Origin of the sequence: Enterococcus sp. C50 (genome assembly GCF_040887505.1) — a bacterium.
Lineage (GTDB): Bacteria > Bacillota > Bacilli > Lactobacillales > Enterococcaceae > Enterococcus_B > Enterococcus_B thailandicus.
In genome coordinates, this window is record NZ_JBFOFW010000005.1 from 175,897 (window position 1) to 194,629 (window position 18,733).

The 18,733-nt window shown below is 37.0% G+C and carries 19 protein-coding genes; 15 read left to right on the forward strand and 4 right to left on the reverse strand.

Translation table 11 applies throughout. The annotated features are described in order from the left end of the window. Positions 1-23 precede the first annotated feature (23 nt). Positions 24-587, reverse strand: a complete 564-nt coding sequence (gene def, locus AB3I20_RS08455) for a peptide deformylase (RefSeq protein ID WP_067483402.1) — start codon at positions 585-587, stop codon at positions 24-26. 251 nt (positions 588-838) lie between these two features. Between def and rpsO the strand changes: the two genes are divergently transcribed. The 4 genes from rpsO to AB3I20_RS08475 all read left to right on the forward strand — a co-directional run bounded on the left by rpsO (position 839) and on the right by AB3I20_RS08475 (position 6,076). Further along, on the forward strand, positions 839-1,108 hold the full coding sequence (rpsO, locus tag AB3I20_RS08460; RefSeq protein WP_010734375.1) for a 30S ribosomal protein S15: 270 nt from the start codon (positions 839-841) through the stop codon (positions 1,106-1,108). 184 nt (positions 1,109-1,292) lie between these two features. Beyond that, the gene (pnp, locus tag AB3I20_RS08465) at positions 1,293-3,416 is read left to right on the forward strand and encodes a polyribonucleotide nucleotidyltransferase (protein ID WP_067483400.1); all 2,124 of its coding nucleotides are present in this window, start codon (positions 1,293-1,295) and stop codon (positions 3,414-3,416) included. Between the two features lie 175 nt (positions 3,417-3,591). Beyond that, complete coding sequence (locus AB3I20_RS08470) at positions 3,592-3,846, forward strand: GlsB/YeaQ/YmgE family stress response membrane protein (protein ID WP_067483398.1); 255 nt, start codon at positions 3,592-3,594, stop codon at positions 3,844-3,846. 283 nt (positions 3,847-4,129) lie between these two features. Continuing rightward, positions 4,130-6,076 carry a KUP/HAK/KT family potassium transporter gene (locus tag AB3I20_RS08475; RefSeq protein ID WP_086271069.1) on the forward strand — a complete coding sequence of 649 codons (1,947 nt, stop codon included), beginning with the start codon at positions 4,130-4,132 and terminating at the stop codon, positions 6,074-6,076. Positions 6,077-6,115: 39 nt separating this feature from the next. Here the strand turns inward: AB3I20_RS08475 and AB3I20_RS08480 are convergent, their stop codons facing one another. The 3 genes from AB3I20_RS08480 to AB3I20_RS08490 form a co-directional block, all read right to left on the reverse strand. Further along, positions 6,116-7,480: an MATE family efflux transporter gene (locus AB3I20_RS08480; protein WP_218658029.1), complete on the reverse strand. Its 1,365-nt coding sequence runs from the start codon at positions 7,478-7,480 to the stop codon at positions 6,116-6,118. Between the two features lie 157 nt (positions 7,481-7,637). Then, positions 7,638-7,961, reverse strand: a complete 324-nt coding sequence (locus tag AB3I20_RS08485) for a DUF960 domain-containing protein (RefSeq protein ID WP_067483392.1) — start codon at positions 7,959-7,961, stop codon at positions 7,638-7,640. Positions 7,962-8,521: 560 nt separating this feature from the next. Further along, on the reverse strand, positions 8,522-9,133 hold the full coding sequence (locus AB3I20_RS08490; RefSeq protein ID WP_368027170.1) for a 50S ribosomal protein L25/general stress protein Ctc: 612 nt from the start codon (positions 9,131-9,133) through the stop codon (positions 8,522-8,524). A gap of 319 nt (positions 9,134-9,452) precedes the next feature. Between AB3I20_RS08490 and AB3I20_RS08495 the strand changes: the two genes are divergently transcribed. From AB3I20_RS08495 to AB3I20_RS08545, 11 genes are all read left to right on the forward strand, one after another. Further along, the gene (locus AB3I20_RS08495) at positions 9,453-10,169 is read left to right on the forward strand and encodes a 16S rRNA pseudouridine(516) synthase (RefSeq protein ID WP_368027171.1); all 717 of its coding nucleotides are present in this window, start codon (positions 9,453-9,455) and stop codon (positions 10,167-10,169) included. A 17-nt stretch (positions 10,170-10,186) separates the two neighbouring features. Further along, on the forward strand, positions 10,187-10,882 hold the full coding sequence (locus AB3I20_RS08500; RefSeq protein ID WP_271026961.1) for a YjjG family noncanonical pyrimidine nucleotidase: 696 nt from the start codon (positions 10,187-10,189) through the stop codon (positions 10,880-10,882). Positions 10,883-10,966: 84 nt separating this feature from the next. Next, a complete protein-coding gene (gene udk, locus AB3I20_RS08505; protein ID WP_067483384.1) occupies positions 10,967-11,596 on the forward strand; it encodes a uridine kinase in 630 nt (209 codons plus the stop codon). 151 nt (positions 11,597-11,747) lie between these two features. Further along, positions 11,748-12,347 (forward strand): TVP38/TMEM64 family protein, encoded by a 600-nt coding sequence (locus AB3I20_RS08510; RefSeq protein WP_075491322.1) that lies wholly within the window; start codon positions 11,748-11,750, stop codon positions 12,345-12,347. A gap of 55 nt (positions 12,348-12,402) precedes the next feature. Continuing rightward, positions 12,403-12,897, forward strand: a complete 495-nt coding sequence (locus AB3I20_RS08515) for a GNAT family N-acetyltransferase (RefSeq protein ID WP_071868727.1) — start codon at positions 12,403-12,405, stop codon at positions 12,895-12,897. Between the two features lie 332 nt (positions 12,898-13,229). Then, complete coding sequence (locus AB3I20_RS08520; RefSeq protein ID WP_218658031.1) at positions 13,230-14,603, forward strand: hypothetical protein; 1,374 nt, start codon at positions 13,230-13,232, stop codon at positions 14,601-14,603. Then, the gene (locus AB3I20_RS08525; RefSeq protein ID WP_067483376.1) at positions 14,587-15,036 is read left to right on the forward strand and encodes a YaiI/YqxD family protein; all 450 of its coding nucleotides are present in this window, start codon (positions 14,587-14,589) and stop codon (positions 15,034-15,036) included. The genes AB3I20_RS08520 and AB3I20_RS08525 overlap by 17 nt, the downstream gene beginning before the upstream one ends. 260 nt (positions 15,037-15,296) lie before the next feature. Beyond that, positions 15,297-16,373 (forward strand): D-alanine--D-alanine ligase, encoded by a 1,077-nt coding sequence (locus AB3I20_RS08530; protein WP_067483374.1) that lies wholly within the window; start codon positions 15,297-15,299, stop codon positions 16,371-16,373. 118 nt (positions 16,374-16,491) lie between these two features. After that, on the forward strand, positions 16,492-17,841 hold the full coding sequence (gene murF / locus AB3I20_RS08535) for a UDP-N-acetylmuramoyl-tripeptide--D-alanyl-D-alanine ligase (RefSeq protein WP_368027172.1): 1,350 nt from the start codon (positions 16,492-16,494) through the stop codon (positions 17,839-17,841). Positions 17,842-17,978: 137 nt separating this feature from the next. After that, complete coding sequence (locus AB3I20_RS08540; protein WP_368027173.1) at positions 17,979-18,452, forward strand: DUF2975 domain-containing protein; 474 nt, start codon at positions 17,979-17,981, stop codon at positions 18,450-18,452. 53 nt (positions 18,453-18,505) lie between these two features. Further along, positions 18,506-18,715, forward strand: a complete 210-nt coding sequence (locus AB3I20_RS08545) for a helix-turn-helix transcriptional regulator (protein ID WP_067483366.1) — start codon at positions 18,506-18,508, stop codon at positions 18,713-18,715. Positions 18,716-18,733: the final 18 nt, after the last annotated feature.

The following is an 18,733-nucleotide window of genomic DNA, read 5'->3' on the forward strand; positions in this document are numbered from 1 at the left end:
AGTGCTAGCTAAAATCTGCTATCTTAGTCGATAACAAGCACGCCTTCTTTAAGAGAAAATGGATTAGCTTCATTGATGTGGTCATAGAACATAACCCCGTTGATGTGATCAATTTCATGTTGAACAACAATAGCTTCGTAGTTTTTTAAACGAATTTTTTGTTTTTGTCCGTCTGCGTCATAATAAGAAATCGTTACTTTTGCGTGACGAACGACATAACCTGGAACTTCACGATCAACAGATAAGCATCCTTCACCTTCACCAAGACAAGCATCTTGAACAGAGTGGCTTAAAATTTTTGGATTATACATCACTGTACTTAAAGTGGGTTCGGCTACTTCTGGATCTGCACTAGGCACATGAACAGCGATGATCCGTTTTGAAATATCTAATTGTGGTGCAGCTAGACCAACACCTCCACGTAAGTTTAATTCTTCCGCTTTAATAGGATCTTGGCTGTTTTTTAGAAATTCCATCATTTCTTTTCCTAATGCGATGTCTTCCTCACTAAGTGGAAGAGAAACTTCGCTTGCTACTTCACGTAAAGTTGGATTGCCTTCACGAATAATATCATCCATTGTAATCATGGAAAATGACTCCTTTCATCTAAGACTTGAATATGACAAGTCACCTTTCGCACTATAGTGTAACATAAAATAAAAAAAGTAGTAGTTAGATTGTTTGAAAACTATTCTTTCTTAATGATTCTTTACTTGATTTATAGCATCATTTCAGGTAAAGTATAGCTGTGTGTTTAAGCACGCGTCCTGTCACTTGGTTAAGCGAATCACCAACGTTTTACTCAGTCACAGGGAAATATTCGAAAGAGGTGGAAACAATGGCAATTTCAAAAGAACGTAAAAACGAAATCATTAAAGACTATGCACGCCATGAAGGAGATACTGGTTCTCCAGAAGTACAAATCGCTGTATTAACTGAAGAAATCAATCACTTGAATGAACATGCACGTGTTCACAAAAAAGATCACCATTCATACCGTGGCTTGATGAAAAAAGTTGGTCACCGTCGTAACTTGTTAGCTTACTTACGTAAAACTGACGTTCAACGTTACCGCGAATTAATCCAACGTCTAGGTCTACGTCGTTAATTTAATTTAAAGAGAGTGAGGTTCACATGAATCTCACTTTTTTTACTGTGAAACCAAAAGAATCTGTGATTAAGCATGATGGACTCCTACTAACCAAATGAAAGTTGCTAACTCGCCAAAAAGGATTGGCGGTTTTCATTTGTTTAGTAGCGTCTTGCTTTCACGAAATGGAAAAGGAGAAGTTATGTCAGAAAAACAAGTATTTAAAATGACATGGGGAGGCCGTCCCTTAGAAGTAGAAGTCGGTCAATTAGCAAAACAAGCGAATGGAGCTGTTTTAGTTCGTTATGGTGACACTGTAGTATTAAGTGCAGCAGTTTCTTCTAAAGAAGCAAAAGATACAGATTTCTTCCCATTAACAATCAACTATGAAGAAAAAATGTATGCGGCTGGTAAAATCCCTGGTGGTTTCATCAAACGTGAAGGTCGTCCAAGCACAGAAGCAACATTGACTGCACGCTTGATTGATCGCCCAATCCGTCCAATGTTTGCGGAAGGCTTCCGTAATGAAGTTCAAGTGACAAACATCGTAATGAGTGTTGAAACAGATTGTTCACCAGCCATGGCTGCTATGCTAGGTTCATCTTTAGCATTATCAATTTCTGATATTCCTTTTGATGGCCCAATCGCAGGTGTTGAAGTTGGTCGTGTAAATGGCGAGTATGTCTTGAACCCAACTGTTGAACAAGCAGAACAAACGGATATCGAGCTATCTGTTGCAGGAACAAAACAAGCGATTAACATGGTTGAAAGTGGCGCTAAAGAAGTTTCTGAAGAAGATATGCTAGGTGCATTGCTTTTTGGATTTGATGCAATCAAAGAATTAGTTGCTTTCCAAGAAGAAATCGTTCAAGCTGTCGGCAAAGAAAAAATGGAAGTTACTTTATTGCAAGTAGATGCAGATCTTAAAAACGAAATTTTTGCTGCTTCATACGAAACAATGAAAACTGCCGTTATGACGGAAGAAAAACTTGCACGAGAAGACAATATCGAACAAGTAAAAATTGATATTCGTGAAGCATACGCTGAAAAATTTGCCGATCACGAAGATGAAGCACATCTAGCTAAAGAAGTGAAACAAATTACAGAAGATCTAGAAAAAGATGTTGTTCGTGAATTAATCACGATTGACAAAATTCGTCCAGATGGTCGTAAATTAGATGAAATTCGTCCACTTGCTTCAGAAGTTGGCTTATTACCACGTGTCCATGGTTCAGGTTTATTTACTCGTGGACAAACGCAAGCATTATCTGCTTGTACACTTGCGCCGTTAGGAGAACATCAAATCATTGATGGCTTAGGGGTTGAAGTGAGCAAACGATTCATTCATCATTATAATTTCCCACAATTTTCTGTTGGTTCAACTGGTCGCGCAGGCTCACCAGGTCGTCGCGAAATTGGACATGGGGCTTTAGGTGAACGTGCATTGGCACAAGTTATTCCTGCTGAGGAAGACTTCCCTTATACAATTCGTTTAGTAGCAGAAGTTTTAGAATCAAATGGTTCTTCTTCTCAAGCAAGTATCTGTGCAGGTACATTAGCATTGATGGATGCAGGTGTTCCAATTAAAGCGCCTGTTGCTGGTATTGCAATGGGACTTGTTTCTGATGGCGAAAACTACACAATCTTAACTGATATCCAAGGGCTAGAAGATCACCTTGGCGACATGGACTTTAAAGTTGCTGGAACAAAAGACGGAATCACTGCCTTACAAATGGATATCAAAATTCAAGGGATCACTGAACAAATTCTAAAAGAAGCATTGGCTCAAGCAAAACAAGCGCGTATGGAAATCTTAGAAGAATTGACTTCAACGATTGCTGCACCACGTGAAGAGTTAAGCCAATACGCACCGAAAATCGAAATGATTCAAATTGAACCTTCTAAGATCAAGGATGTGATTGGTAAAGGTGGCGACACGATTAACGGAATCATCGAAGAAACAGGTGTTAAAATTGATATTGATCAAGATGGTAAAGTAAGTATTGCTTCCGCTGATTCAGAAATGATCAAAAAAGCCATTAAGATCATCGAAGATCTTACAAAAGAAGTAAAAGTTGGCGAAGTTTACTTAGGTAAAGTTGTCCGAATTGAAAAATTTGGCGCATTCGTTAACTTGATTAAAGGAAAAGATGGCTTGGTTCATATTTCTCAATTAGCAAACGAACGTGTCAACAACGTTGAAGATGTCGTTAAACTTGGTGACGAAGTTCTTGTGAAAGTAACAGAAATCGACAAACAAGGTCGTGTAAACTTATCTAGAAAAGTTTTGTTGAACGACGATGAAGCTTCAAAAGAAACGAAATAAAAACTGATTCATTAAAAGCTGAAAGCGAGACATTATAAATGTTTCTGCTTTCAGCTTTTTTATGTGAGAAAACAGAAATCGCCGGTAGAATTTTTACTGAAAAAAGCTTATCCATTGGTAAGACTAACTAAATAAGCGTAAAATCAAGTATATAAAGACTGAAGGAGGACGCGACATGTTAAGCTTTTTGGGTGCGCTTGTTGTTGGTAGCGTATTAGGAATGATTGCCGGAGCGATTTTGGGAAAAGATGTTCCCGGTGGCTGTACAGGAAATATTGTCGTTGGTGCTCTGGGTAGCTGGTTGGGTGAATTGATTTTAGGCGAATTTGGTCCAGTAATTATAGACGTTTATTTAATTCCAGCTTTGCTTGGCGCAATTTTGTGCTTAGTCATTTATTACTTCATTATTGAGCGATTATTTCGCAGTTGAATCACTTACTAAAAGTGGTTGACACGCAGGATGTTTCCTAAGATAATGAGAAGAAGTTTAGGAAATAAACGATAAGAAATAATGATTTTAGGTTACTAGCGTAGCAAAGATATCGCTGGTTTGATGCTTTTTATCAGATTCAAGTGATAGTTGTTTTGGCTGTTGCTTGAATCTTTTTTTTATTTTGTTTTCTAAATGCTAATTTGGGGACAGAAATGAGGGAGAAAAGTTGACAACAAAAAAGAATGTCAAAAAATTGTCAGCTGCAGGTCTTTTGGTAGCAATGGGTGTGGTTTACGGTGATATCGGAACTAGTCCATTGTATGTAATGAAGGCAATTGTAGGTGATAACGGGGGACTGCAAGGAATAAATCCTGACTTTGTCATTGGCGCAGTTTCACTAATTTTTTGGACATTGACTTTATTAACAACGATTAAATACGTTGTGATTGCACTAAATGCGGATAACCATGGAGAAGGTGGTATCTTTTCTTTGTATACTTTAGTGAGAAAAGGTGGCAAGTATTTAATTATTCCAGCAATGATAGGTGGAGCGGCATTACTTGCTGACGGTGTCTTAACGCCGGCAGTAACAGTTACAACCGCAATTGAAGGATTAAGAGGTATACCGCTGTTTTTTGAACGGTTTGGAAATGATCAAACAATTATCGTAATCATTACTTTAGTGATCATCTTGACTTTATTTATGGTTCAGCGCTTTGGTTCTGAATTAGTTGGGAAAGCATTTGGCCCAATCATGTTCTTATGGTTTACTTTTTTGGGCGTGATGGGTGTCATGAACTTTAGTCAAGACTGGACAGTTGTGCGTGCAATCAATCCTTATTACGCAATTCAGTTATTACTTAGTCCAGATAATCGGCTAGGTTTATTTATTTTAGGAAATGTTTTCTTGGCAACAACTGGGGCAGAAGCATTGTATTCAGATTTAGGTCATGTTGGTAAACTAAATATTCGTTTGAGCTGGCCATATGTCAAGCTTTGCCTGATGTTGAATTATTTTGGACAAGCAGCTTGGTTAATCAACGTGTATCAAAATCCAGAAATTCAAAAAATTGAAAATCTGAATCCATTTTTCCAAATGATGCCAAATAGTTTAACTGGTTTTGGCGTTGTATTTGCTACAATTGCTGCAGTGATCGCTTCACAAGCATTGATTTCAGGTTCGTTTACGTTAGTCTCTGAAGCAATCAAATTGAAACTATTACCAAGATTGAAAATTATGTACCCCGGAAGCAGTATTGGTCAAATGTACATTCCAGCAGTGAACTTTATGCTATGGCTGGCTTGTTCGATTATCGTGATTACTTTTAGAACATCACATCGTATGGAAGCAGCATATGGGTTATCAATTACGGTTACGATGTTGATGACGACAGCACTACTTTATTTTTATTTGATTCAAAGTGGACATAGTCATTGGTTAGCGCATCTTGTAACATTTTTCTTTGGAGCGATTGAGATAGTTTTCTTTTTATCAAGTATTGTGAAATTTTTCCATGGTGGTTTTGTGGCAGTTTTGATTGCGTTACTTATTTTGACTGTCATGTTTATTTGGGAAAGAGGAAATATTATTCGAGAGTCAGTGGCTGAAGATGTTCCACTTCGCGAATATATTCCTCAGTTAGCACAATTGAGAAAAGATACGTCGTTACCTGTTTATCAAACAAACGTCGTCTTTTTGGTACCTAACATGGAAGACGATCAGATTGGGAAACAATTTGTTTATTCGATTTTAGATAAGCGACCAAAGCGTGCGGGTGTCTATTGGTTTGTGCATGTAGAAGTTACGGATGAGCCTTATACTAAAGAGTATCAAATCGAAATGATGGATACTGATTTCATTGTTCAAGTAAAACTGTTCCTTGGTTTTCGTGTAGAGCAGGAAATCAATGTTTATATTCGTCAAATCATTCACGATTTGATGAAGGAAGGCCGATTACCGAAACAACCACAACGTTATTCACTCACACCAGGCAGAGAAGTGGGCGATTTCCAATTTATTTTGATTGATGAAGTTTTGTCGAATGTCACATCATTAAGCAAGTGGGATCGACAAATTATGCAAGCAAAATTAGCTATCAAAAAATACACGACGTCACCAGAAACATGGTTTGGTTTAGAATATAGTGAAGTCAAACATGAAACAGTCCCATTATTTATTGGACATACACGTAAGACTTGGTTGAAAGAACGAAAAGAAAACGAGTAAAAAGGTTGGGACAAAATTTTGTCCCAACCTTTTTTGTTTCTATGCTTCTAAAGTACGCTCTAATTGTTGTTGCTCATCCAATTTTCGTAGCTTTTTGATTGCTTTGAAATAAGAATAAAGTAATACGGCAACAGAACCAATCCATGCTAAAGGTGAAGCCGCAGCAGCACCAGGATAGCCCCACAAAGCTGTTAGAAAAATGGCTGCAAATGAACGCATAATAAGCTCCATAATCCCAGCAATTGTTGGAATCTTACTTTGACCAAGTCCTTGCAACGTGTAGCGTAAAATAAATAAAATGGCTAGTATCCAGTAAAGCGAACCATTAATATTAAAATAAATTTGTGCTAACTCAAACACACGCGTCTCGCTGGCATCGACGAATAGGTGGACAAAAGAGTGACCAAAGATAATAACGACTGCTCCTGCAATGATACTAAAGCCACCACTCATCAGGAGACACTGCTTCACCCCTTTTAATATGCGGCCATATTCTTTGGCACCATAGTTTTGGGCAGTAAATGTCGCCATTGTGATTCCAAAAGACATCATTGGTTGCGTAGCGAATTGATCAATCCGACCTGCTGCGGCTTGAGCGGCAACAACATCTGTCCCTAAACTATTGAGAGCTGATTGTAAAATGATTGCCCCAATAGCGATGATTGATGCTTGAAAGGCCATGGGTAACGAAATATTTAAATGAGTACGAATTTCTTTTTTATCAAAAACAAAATCTTTTTTGCGTAATTGAAGTAACGGAATCTTTCTTTTGATATAAATCAAGCAAAGCAAGCTCGACGCAACTTGAGCAATCACTGTTGCAATCCCAGCACCTTCTACGCCCATGCCGAAGTGAATAATAAAAACTAAATCTAAAATAACATTGATAATCACAGCGATAATCAGGAAAAAGAGGGGTGTACGACTGTCACCCAATGCACGAATGACATTTGATAATAAATTGAAGCTCATGGATGCGAAAATCCCCATTAAGATGATTGAAATAAATGCTTGGGCTTGATCAATGATTTCTGGAGGAGTTTGCATAAGCTGTAACATCGGACGAATGAATAAGAGACTGAGAACGGTTAAAATGATTGTAACGACGAGACTAATGATGATGCTGGTAGCAAAACTTTTCTTTAGACCACGATAATCTTGGGCACCAAAACGTTGAGCCGTAATAATTGCTAAACCTGCTGTTAGCCCTTGAGCAAAACCAATAATCAAAAAAGTTAAGCTTCCGGTTGAACCAACAGCAGCTAAGGCATTCTTTCCTAAAGTTTGACCTACAATGATCATGTCGACCATATTGTAAAATTGTTGGAAAATATTCCCAATCAAGAGGGGAATCGTAAAAATAAAAATTAGTTTCGCTGGATTCCCTTTGGTTAATTCACGCATCTGTACAACTCCTATTCGTAACATATTTAGTTAGTAGTATAGAGTTTTTATCGTGGAAATACTATAAAAAATTCGTGAAAATAAAAAAAGCTAAGGCTTGGAATTTTCTCCAAGTTCTCAGCTTTCTTTTTTCATTAAAACCTAAACTATTTTTAGACTAGTATTGTTTGATTTCGCTAGGTAAAAGAATCGTTTCTCTTGTACCATCATCATAAGCATAAACTTGTGTAGGAAACTGACTAGAATATGCAAAAGGCAAATCAATGTCCATCTCAACAGAACTTCCTGGTTGAGAAAAGTGCATAGTTACTTTTCCATGATTGTTAACAATATCAAAGGCAAGGATATTGTCTAACGGAATAACTCCTTTGAGGTCTAAGTCAATAATAAACCAGATACTGTCGATCAATTCACCGGGCATACTCGATACTACACCGACAGAGGCATAACGATTGCGTTCGCTGTCAAAACTTTCAAACATCTGTTTAACCTCCTTTGTTTCTTCAATCCTTCTATTAAATAGTATAAGACAAATTGAAAAAACTTGCTTTTGTGAGGATTTATTCTAATAAAGATTAGTTAAAAATGCAACAATAAGTAGTCAGTTTGTCTTAAAGGATCTTTTTTTTAATGATTTTTAAAAAAGTAGAGGAGGTCGGACGTGTTACGTCGACCTCCTCCGAAATGTGTGTATTGTTCAAAGTAATCTTCAAAATAAGTCTAAATTTCACAAAAATTTGAGAAGTGATTTCTGGAAATTTATTTTTATTTATTGGAGTTGAACATTTCTTTTATAACCTTTTTCCCGGTGTTTTCCAAGTAGCTTCTTCGGCAACAAGTCCTCTTTTCATAAAAATATGAAAAATTATTTTTAGAAAAGCATCCTTATTGCTTGAAGCTAATCGCTTGGAACCACAACCTTATGCACGGTGTTCCTCAAACAACTCCTCGAGCTAGCTTGCATTCACTTCAAAATATGAAAAGCTATTTTGAGTGATTACTCACTAGCTTGTCGGAGCTGGTCGTTTGGAGCCACAACCTTTATTCTTCAGTTGAACCAATTACTTCTGGTTCGCTTGCTTCAGCTGGTTCAGCTTCTTCTTCCACTTGTGCTTCGATAACTGCTGCAATTTGTTCTTCTCCATCAGTAATCACTGCGTAGTCTTTGTTTGCAGGAAGGTCAGCAACTGTAATTGAGTCACCGATATTCAAATCAGTTACATCAACTTCGATGCGTTCTGGTAATTTATCTGGTGTAGCTGAAACAATTACTGTATACAAGTTTTGAGCTAATACACCACCAGATTTAACACCAGCAGATTCACCCACAAGAACAACTTCTGTTTCAACTTCGGTATCTTCTGTCATGTTGACAGATAAAAATTCAACGTGTTCAAAATGATTGTTGAATGTATTTGTTTGAACTTTATGAACTAAAGTGTTCACTTTTTTGCCGTCAACGTCCATGGTAATAACTGTGTTAGCACCATTTTCACGCAACATTTTGCTGAAAATTTGTCCATCAAATGAAATAGGGGTACTTTCCATTTGGTAGCCATAAACCACTGCAGGCACCTTTCCTTCGTGACGCAATTGATTTCTTAATGAACGGGGACGTACTGCTCTTTTACTTACTTCTAATGATACTGACATAACCTAAATTCCTCCTTAAAATGTGATTGTCTTAGGTCATAAGACAAGTTTTATTTAAGTGAATTTGCATGGCTAATCTCTTGCACATTATTGGGTTGTGCGTTTGAAAAACGCAAAAAGACAGATGCGTACATCTGTCTAAGGAAAGTTATGATTCAACTTTTCTCCACCAGGTCATTACGCTGTGTATGAGAAATCCGATTCACTTTACCTATTAACCGTAGCGCGAATCAAAAGTTAAGTCAAGGGATAAGGTGTTTGTTCATTTGCAAGCGACTGATTTCAAGTTATAATGCTTTTTAGTAAGAAAGGAACTTGTATGCGATTAGATAAATTGATTGAGAAAGAATTACAAACAACGAGAAAAGAAATGAAACGTTTGTTTACGACGAAAAAAGTCAAGGTAGACGGCGTAGTCGAATTTCAAGAAAATCGGAATGTCGATAGTTTATTGCACGAAATTGAAGTAGCGGGCGAGCGATTGCAAACAAATGAAGTGTATTATCTTTTGAATAAACCAAGTGGTGTCGTAACTGCTGTGAAAGATCCAAATAAGGTAACAGTCATCGACTTGATTGCATCGGCAGATCAACAACCGTCACTTTATCCTGTTGGCAGGCTAGATCGAGACACGACAGGATTATTACTGCTGACATCCAATGGTCAACTGGGTTATGAATTACTTTTGCCTGATAAAAAAGTAGAAAAAACATATCAGGTTACGGTAAATGCTAAATTAGGTGTAGAAGATATTCGTGCTTTTGCTTCAGGAATTCGTTTTGCAGATGGAACAAAGTGTCAACCAGCGACATTAACAATTAGTTGTGCTACTTCAAAAGGAAGTCAGGCATTCCTGACGATTCAAGAAGGAAAATTTCACCAAGTGAAGAAAATGTTTTTGGCGCAAGGGAAAAAGGTGAGTGCATTGACCCGAATTTCAATGGGCCCTTTGACGTTAGATGAACAATTAGCACCAGGCGCTTACCGTGCGCTGACATTGACTGAGCTACGACAACTGAGCAATTATTTTAAATGAGAGAGGAAGGCAATCAAATGAAATATACCACTTTATTATTTGATGTAGATGATACTTTATTGGATTTTCAAAAAACAGAAGAACGTGCGCTCAATGAATTATTCGCTGAACAAGGCATTATGCTTACGCCAGAAGTAAAAACGAGTTATAAAGCATTGAACCATCATCTATGGCAAGAATTTGAAAAGGGAAACATGACGAGAGAAGAAGTAACAGGAAATCGTTTTGGCTTGTTGTTCCAACAATTTGGTCAAACGGTGGATGGTCCTCAAATGGAAGCAAGATATCGTCATTATTTGAATCAAGGTCATGATTTAGTAGCAGGCAGTCGAGAGCTGATTCATTCTTTGGCACCAAAAGCGGATCTTTATATTGTAACGAATGGCGTCTCACAAACGCAGTATCAACGTTTAACGGATGCTGAATTATTGCCTTATTTCAAAAAAATTTTTGTTTCTGAAGATGTAGGCGCACAAAAACCGATGAAAGAATTTTTTGATTATGTGTTTGATCGAATTCCAGAGTTGGATCGAGAAAAAACTGTAATTATTGGTGATTCACTAACCTCAGATATCCAAGGAGGTAATCAAGCTGGGATTGATACGATTTGGTTCAATAAAAATCAATTACCAGAAAGCGAGAAGATCACACCGACTTACCGAATTGATTCGTTAGCTGAAATTTATACTATTTTAGAGAATGGAAATGAATAATTTTCAGAAAAATCGTAGCATTTTCATATTTTTCCGCTATAATAGATAGGAATGAAAAATAGGATATGAAAGAGGTTTTAGTTAATGACAAAAAGCAAGCCAATTATCATTGGTGTGACGGGCGGATCAGGAAGTGGCAAAACGAGCGTCAGTCGTGCGATTTTTAGTAATTTCCCAGACCACTCGATCATGATGCTTGAACAAGATTCGTATTATAAAGATCAAAGTCATCTTAGTTTTGAAGAACGATTGAACACGAACTATGATCACCCATTTGCTTTTGATAACGACTTACTAATTGAGCATGTCGAAAAATTATTGAATTATGAAGCCATTGAAAAACCCGTGTACGACTACGTAGAACATACTAGAAGTCAAGTAACGATTGTTGAAGAGCCAAAAGAAGTCATTATTCTTGAAGGAATTTTGATTTTGGAAGATGAACGTTTACGTGAGTTGATGGATATAAAATTGTATGTTGATACGGATGATGACATTCGCATTATTCGCCGCATCAAACGAGACATGGAAGAACGAGGCCGCACGTTGGATTCTGTTATTGAACAATATTTAACGGTAGTGAAACCGATGTATCATCAATTCATTGAACCTACTAAACGGTATGCGGATATTATTGTTCCAGAAGGTGGCGAAAACCACGTAGCAATTGATTTAATCAATACAAAAGTAGCTAGCTTCTTAAACCATAATTAAGTAAGACTTTTTAATACACAGCAGTTGACTGAATCAACATTTCCGGTTGGGTTTTGACTAGAAGATTCAGCAGCTGCTTTTTTCTGTGGAACTTTTTTCTAAAAACGTAGGTATAGGAAAAAACAAAATTTAAAAGAGATGGAGACCTGCTATGGAAAATTATCGATCAACGATTCGGCGAATCTTTCAAATTTTACCTATAATTGGTTTTAGCTTATTTTTCATACTTGCCATCTATGCGTATCGCCATGGAATTTTTCAATCAACGGATTCGTTGCAAGTATTTATTCAACAATTTGGTCAATATGCGGTATTGATTTTTATTTTGTTACAGATTATCCAAGTAATCATTCCCATTTTGCCTGGTGGTATTTCATCTGTTGTAGGGATGCTGATGTTTGGCACTGGGTGGGGCTTAGTTTATAGCTACATTGGATTAGTAATCGGTGAAGCACTTGGCTTTTTACTTGTGCGTTACTACGGCGTAAGCTTCGTTCAATTGATTTTATCACCAAAAAAATATCAAAAATTTGATCAATTATTGACTGCACATACCCAAAACATCCGCCGTTTTTTGATTTGGACGTTGATTTTACCTTTTGCACCAGACGATCTCGTTTGCTTAGTAGCCGGCTTAACAAAAATGTCTTTTCGTGAATACATGCGAATTATTTTGATTTTAAAGCCGTGGTCAGTGGGAATATATGGACTTATGATGCTTTATTTATTTAGAAAAGCACAAGGTTTGTAGCATTTGTTTTTTCATGGAATAATAGCAACAACCTGTACGGAAAGGAAGTTAGTCAATGTTAGAAAAAAAGCGTGTGACAACAGAAGAAGAGCTTGATCAGCTTTTACCAATCATTCATGATGTTTGGCAAGAAGCGTTTGTGCCAATTATTGGTCAAGCACAAGTGGACTACATGCTAGCCACTTATCAATCAAAAGAACAAATTCAAAAAGAATTAGGCAATGATGTGTATTATTTTTTATTAATAAAAGATGATCAACCTGTTGGATACACAGCCTATGAAAAATTTGAGTCTAGCATTTACTTAAGCAAATTATATTTATTGGCGAGTGTGCGTGGTCAAGGGCTAACTTCAGCCGTTTTCGATTGGTACGAAGAACTTGCCAAAAAAGAAAAAGTCTCCGAAATTTTTTTGCGTGTGAATCAAGATAACCTTCATGCAATAGATGTTTATAAGCACCAAGGCTTTCAGTTGGAGGAAGAATTAATCTCAGATATTGGCGAAGGTTTTCAAATGGTTGACTATAAAATGAAAAAAGAACTCGCATAACAGTGTAACTTGTGATAAAGTAGTCACATGCGACGGGTCGAGAAGGTCTCTGGTTTACAGAGTACCTAATTGATTTTGGAGGCACGCGATGATTTTCATCACCTACCGGATGTAGGCAGTGTCGGGTAAGACTTTTGTGGAGAAGGGCTTATCTACTTGATTATTCAAGTACCAGTTGAGGCACGACATTTTGTCGTGCCTCTTTTTTTTAATCAAGATTATTTTGGGTGTGATCAGAGGTTGATAAGATTGGTTTGTCCACTCTTTAATGATAAACTTGAACTAACTAAAGGTCGACAAACTTGTCATTGACCATTCGAGGAGTTTTGATTATGTTAGACAGACTGAAACAATTTGGTCGTAATTTTACTGAGACAACCCCTTTTATTTTGAGTAATACGGTGATTTTTATTCCGTATCTTTTATTTTTGAGTTTGAATAACGGTTACAATTGGGCAACCGTTTTGCCATTTACTTTGTTTTATACGTTCCGAATGACTGGTTTGTTTTTGATTCGGGGAATTCATGCTGGTTTAGATAGTTACACTTTGCTGATGATCTCACTTTTGGTTGGAGGTGCAGGTTCACTGCTTGGCTTGTTCGGGTTATTGTCGTTCCCTTTGTTTTATCTTTCGGCGATTTGCCTAGGGCTTAGTGCTGCTTGGCTCGTTCCCGCAAATGTCACTGTTAACTTCCATGAAAAACAACAGGGATTCATCAATATTAAAGGCAAAAAATATATTTATGCGTTAATTATGCTGGCACTTCTTTATGAAGTTGTTCGCTTACCAATGCCTTTACAATTAGCAGCAACACTAGGTTTTTATACGTTGCTTTACGTGATGGCTTATCACACAGTCAAACATTACCCACGTTATGAGTTAGATTTTAAAGACGTGCAAAGAAATTTGATTGAAAAAAAGGAATTAATTTTATTTTTTGGCTTTTTTATTTCTCTTTTTTTGTTGCGAACTGCGCGACTATTGATGGATACGGTATTATTTGATGTTGCTCTTTTCAGTATCTTATTGTTGTATATTTTGATTACGTTCTACTTAAGCCGAAAGAAGCAGACATGGGTATTACCTAGTTGGCTGAATTTATTGACGTTTTTAGATGGAATGCTTGGCAATTTTTTATTTTTATTCGGCACTTTTTATCTAGGAATCATTGCTGGCTTTAATCAATTAGCTACGACGCTCTATTTTCCATATATCGTTGGGCTGATTTTGGCAAAGATAGTCAGACCAGTTGTAACAAAAAAATTACCTGAAGATTATTCGATTGCTAGTTATTGCTTAGGACTACTTGTTTCATTTGGCGTATTATTTAGCCCCAATGCTTTCTCAATTGGCATCCTTTTACTGAGTTTGGTACATACGTTACTTGGTAGTCACTTAAATCAATTGTATGAGCAGTTGGAAGAAATTTCGCCAGATCAACGTTTAATCGTGAAGTATACGACGCAAAATAAAGGGAGTTTGACCCATCAATTTTTCTTGATGGGTGTCCTACTTTTCTTAACGAAACAGTTGGGGCAGCCTATTCGTTTCTTACTACGAATGACAGGTACCATGAGGCAATCTGCTGAAAGTATTCAACTAGTAGAGCAGGCAAAGTGGTTTAACCTAAGTGTGCTGATTCTGCTGACAGTTATTGTTTATTATTTATGGAAGGAAGCGAAAAAGAATGCGACTATTCATTGATGGAGATGGTTCACCAGTCAAAGATGATGCGATTCAAGTAGCACGAGCTTTTAATCTAGAAGTCGTAATTGTAACGAGCGTGGATCACTATACGACGAAAGAATATCCGGAAAATGTGCGCTTTGTTTATGTTGATCGTGGTGCAGACAGTGCAGATTATAAAATTGTTGGCTTAATCCATGCAGGGGACTTTTTAGTGACACAAGATTATGGATTGGCTTCTCTAGTATTAGCTAAAGGTGTTCGTGTATTTCACCAAACAGGTAAAGAGTTTGATGAAACAAATATAGATACTTTATTAGAACAACGTTATCACAGTAGCAAATTAAGGAAGGCGGGTCTGCGAACAAAAGGACCAAAACCATTTACGCAAAAAGAACATGAAGATTTTTTGTCCGCGTTAACTAATGCAATGAAAGAGCTACGCAAATAAAAATTTCTTTTTTGTACGATTTTTTTTAATGTTAATTGAATAAAATAAAAAAGATCAAGTTGAAAGATTACTTGGTCTTTTTCTTTTGCTTTAAGCAAGGAAGAAAAGAAAAAATTTTTTCAAAGGAGTTTACCGTGAAAAAAAGTTGTGAATGATTTTTGTCGCACTTTTTTACAAATAAGTTGGTCGATTATTTTCATTTTGTGCTAAAATATGGAGGTAAATCACTGAATGATTTGAAAATACAGGAGGACAATCTTTTGAAGATTACTTTACTATATGGTGGACGTAGTGCAGAACACGACGTATCTATTCTTTCGGCGTTTTCTGTTTTAAATGCCATTTATTACGCATATTATCAAGTTCAACTCGTTTTTATTAGCAAAGATGGACAGTGGGTCAAGGGCCCATTATTAACAGAAAAACCTGATAACAAAGAATTATTACATTTGACATGGGATCCAAGTGGAAAAGTAACAGAAGGATTCACTGGGAAAGTCATTAACCCAGGTGAAATCAAAGAAGAAGGAACAATCGTTTTTCCAGTCCTTCATGGTCCGAATGGAGAAGATGGAACGATTCAAGGATTTTTGGAAACGTTAAATCTGCCTTATGTTGGTGCAGGCGTACTGACAAGTGCTTGTGCAATGGATAAAATTATGACGAAGTACATTTTACAGGCTGCGGGTGTTCCACAAGTTCCTTATGTACCCGTATTAAAAAATCAATGGAAAGAAAATCCGAAAAAGATTTTTGATCAATGTGAAGGTTCCCTGTTGTATCCAATGTTTGTTAAACCAGCAAATATGGGTTCAAGTGTTGGAATTACAAAGGCTGAAAATCGTGAAGAGCTTCAAAATGCGTTGGAAACAGCTTATCAATTTGATTCTCGTGCAATCGTTGAACAAGGAATTGAAGCGCGTGAAATTGAAGTAGCTGTTTTAGGTAATGAAGATGTGCGAACAACTTTACCTGGAGAAATCGTGAAAGATGTTGCTTTTTATGACTATGATGCAAAATACATTGATAATAAAATAGAAATGAAAATTCCTGCTGAAGTACCTGAAGAAGTACATCAAAAAGCACAGGAATATGCAAAATTGGCTTACACAATGCTTGGTGGAAGTGGCTTAAGCCGTTGTGACTTCTTCTTGACAAGTAAAAATGAGTTGTTCTTAAACGAATTAAACTCAATGCCGGGATTCACTGAATTCAGTATGTATCCTTTATTATGGGAAAACATGGGATTAAAATATGGTGACTTAATTGAAGAACTGATTCAATTAGGAATGAACCGCTATGAACAAAGACAAGGCTTTTTTGAAGCACACGAATAAAAAAGAAGGGGTGTGACAATGATTGTCGCAACCCCTTTTTATGAATAGACAGGCATTTCAGAAAGGAGTAACTGTTTTTTTTTTTTCTGGAGTGACCTCTTCTGAGGAGAGAAAATACATGAAGGTAACAAGTCAAGAAATTGCAGAGGCACTTTCAAGTCATTGCGAGAAGAGCGTTGAAATCACAAATGTTGAATTTGATAGTCGAAAAGTCACTGAAGGTAGTTTGTTCGTACCACTTGCGGGTGCGCGTGATGGCCATGAGTTTATTCAACAAGCCATTGAAAATGGAGCAACAGCCACTTTCTGGAGTTGGGACATGGCTCAAGCACCTACAGAAATTTCAGTGATTCCAGTCGAAGACACATTGAAGGCAATGCAGGCACTTTCAAAATATTATTTAGCAAAAGTTGGCGCAGAAGTAATTGCAGTTACAGGAAGTAACGGAAAAACAACAACGAAAGATTTGACCGCTTCCGTTTTAGCACAACGATATCGGACGTATAAAACGCAAGGAAACTATAACAACAATATTGGTTTACCGTACACTATTTTGCATATGCCGGAAGAAACAGAAAAATTGGTCTTAGAAATGGGAATGGATCATGCTAATGAGATCACGGAGTTATCTCAAATGGCACAGCCAAAAGTTGCTGCAATCACTATGATTGGAGAAGCCCATATTGAAAATCTTGGTTCTCGTGAAGGGATTGCAAAAGCAAAAATGGAAATCGTTGATGGTTTGTCGGAGAAAGGTCTATTGATCATTCCAGCGAATGAGCCATTATTGAAACCACTAAGTCAGAATTTGTCACAAGAAGTAACAACATTTGGGCTTGCTGAGGGGGACGTGCGAGGCGAGGTAACAAGGGAAGAAAAAACAGCTACGACATTTACAGTTGCAGGCGAATCATTCACGATACCTTTACCAGGAAGTTACAATGTAACGAATGCGTTGATTGCTTATACCGTTGGTCGCTTCTTTGGTTTATCCATTGAAGAAATTCGTCAAGGCTTTGCGACAGTTGCAATAACGCAAAATCGAACGGAATGGTTAACAGCTGGAAATGGAGCAGCGATTTTGAGCGATGTTTATAATGCAAATCCAACAGCGATGGGATTAGTCTTAGAAACTTTCCAAAAATTACCAACGAATGGTCGCCGTTTTGCGGTTCTTGCTGACATGTTAGAACTTGGTCCGGACTCTCCAACAATGCATGCCCAAATGAGTGAGCATATCGATCCTGATAAATTCGCGGGAATCTTTTTATATGGTAGTCAAATGGAAAATTTACGTGATGCCCTACAAGTAAGTGGTGAACTACCTGTTTTTTATTTTGAAAAGGATAAGCAAGCTTTAATTCAAGAAATTGAAACACAATTGGAAGCAGAAGACAGTATTGTTTTAAAAGGAAGTAATGGAATGGGCTTGTATGAAGTAGTTGAAAGATTACAAAAGCTCAACTAAATTTAGTAATAGCAAGGGTACGAGAAATCGTACTCTTTTTTGTTTAAAATTTTATTGTTTTTCAATATGTACATATTGTTTTACGATATAGAGAACGTTATACTATTTTTATCTTAAAGGTAGGGGAGATTGTATTTATGAAACCAAAAACAACTTTTTTAAAATTTATTTTAGCAGGTTTAGTGGCATTTATTCTGTTTCTCAGCTTTTTACTAACCATGGGACTACTGTTTTCAATCAATGAGCATTCCGTGTTTCCAGAGCAAGTACTTGCCAGTATTTCACTTTATTTGTCAGCGATTGCTTCCCTTTTAATCATTTATTACATGTATCGAATGTTAAGTTTAGTGGATAATGATCGTGCATTCTCGGCGATGAGCTTGATTTACGTTCGGGCAATTTTTCGTTTAACAATCATGGAATTTATCGTACTTATAGGGACTGTACCTTTTGTTTATTATATTGCAGACAATGATGATGCACCAGGCGTGATGATTATTGGCTTGGGTATGTTGATTATTCCACTAGCAGTAGCGACCTTCGTTTCGATTATCGAAAAGCTTCTTAAAAATGCAATTGAGTTGAAGTTAGATTATGAGTTGACTATTTAACCAACAGAGAATGAGTATTCGATTTCTTAACCAGACTGAAGAGGTGAACAAAAATGATAAAAGTGAATCTTGATATTATGTTAGTCAAACGTAATATGAGTGTTACAGAATTGGCTGAGCGTGTCGGAATCACCCAAGCAAACATGTCCATTTTAAAAACAGGTAAAGCAAAAGCAATTCGATTTTCGACACTTGAAAAAATTTGTCAGGTATTGTCATGCCAACCTGCTGACTTATTGGAATATGTTGACGAAACATCGTAGAGATATTGCATGCCAATA

What these genes read in the sequence shown, in the direction of transcription:
- def (WP_067483402.1), bottom strand. Translation starts at nt 587, where the DNA reads ATGATTACAATGGATGATATTATTCGTGAAGGCAATCCAACTTTACGT.
- rpsO (WP_010734375.1), top strand. Translation starts at nt 839, where the DNA reads ATGGCAATTTCAAAAGAACGTAAAAACGAAATCATTAAAGACTATGCA.
- pnp (WP_067483400.1), top strand. Translation starts at nt 1,293, where the DNA reads ATGTCAGAAAAACAAGTATTTAAAATGACATGGGGAGGCCGTCCCTTA.
- AB3I20_RS08470 (WP_067483398.1), top strand. Translation starts at nt 3,592, where the DNA reads ATGTTAAGCTTTTTGGGTGCGCTTGTTGTTGGTAGCGTATTAGGAATG.
- AB3I20_RS08475 (WP_086271069.1), top strand. Translation starts at nt 4,130, where the DNA reads ATGGGTGTGGTTTACGGTGATATCGGAACTAGTCCATTGTATGTAATG.
- AB3I20_RS08480 (WP_218658029.1), bottom strand. Translation starts at nt 7,480, where the DNA reads ATGCGTGAATTAACCAAAGGGAATCCAGCGAAACTAATTTTTATTTTT.
- AB3I20_RS08485 (WP_067483392.1), bottom strand. Translation starts at nt 7,961, where the DNA reads ATGTTTGAAAGTTTTGACAGCGAACGCAATCGTTATGCCTCTGTCGGT.
- AB3I20_RS08490 (WP_368027170.1), bottom strand. Translation starts at nt 9,133, where the DNA reads ATGTCAGTATCATTAGAAGTAAGTAAAAGAGCAGTACGTCCCCGTTCA.
- AB3I20_RS08495 (WP_368027171.1), top strand. Translation starts at nt 9,453, where the DNA reads ATGCGATTAGATAAATTGATTGAGAAAGAATTACAAACAACGAGAAAA.
- AB3I20_RS08500 (WP_271026961.1), top strand. Translation starts at nt 10,187, where the DNA reads ATGAAATATACCACTTTATTATTTGATGTAGATGATACTTTATTGGAT.
- udk (WP_067483384.1), top strand. Translation starts at nt 10,967, where the DNA reads ATGACAAAAAGCAAGCCAATTATCATTGGTGTGACGGGCGGATCAGGA.
- AB3I20_RS08510 (WP_075491322.1), top strand. Translation starts at nt 11,748, where the DNA reads ATGGAAAATTATCGATCAACGATTCGGCGAATCTTTCAAATTTTACCT.
- AB3I20_RS08515 (WP_071868727.1), top strand. Translation starts at nt 12,403, where the DNA reads ATGTTAGAAAAAAAGCGTGTGACAACAGAAGAAGAGCTTGATCAGCTT.
- AB3I20_RS08520 (WP_218658031.1), top strand. Translation starts at nt 13,230, where the DNA reads ATGTTAGACAGACTGAAACAATTTGGTCGTAATTTTACTGAGACAACC.
- AB3I20_RS08525 (WP_067483376.1), top strand. Translation starts at nt 14,587, where the DNA reads ATGCGACTATTCATTGATGGAGATGGTTCACCAGTCAAAGATGATGCG.
- murF (WP_368027172.1), top strand. Translation starts at nt 16,492, where the DNA reads ATGAAGGTAACAAGTCAAGAAATTGCAGAGGCACTTTCAAGTCATTGC.
- AB3I20_RS08540 (WP_368027173.1), top strand. Translation starts at nt 17,979, where the DNA reads ATGAAACCAAAAACAACTTTTTTAAAATTTATTTTAGCAGGTTTAGTG.
- AB3I20_RS08545 (WP_067483366.1), top strand. Translation starts at nt 18,506, where the DNA reads ATGATAAAAGTGAATCTTGATATTATGTTAGTCAAACGTAATATGAGT.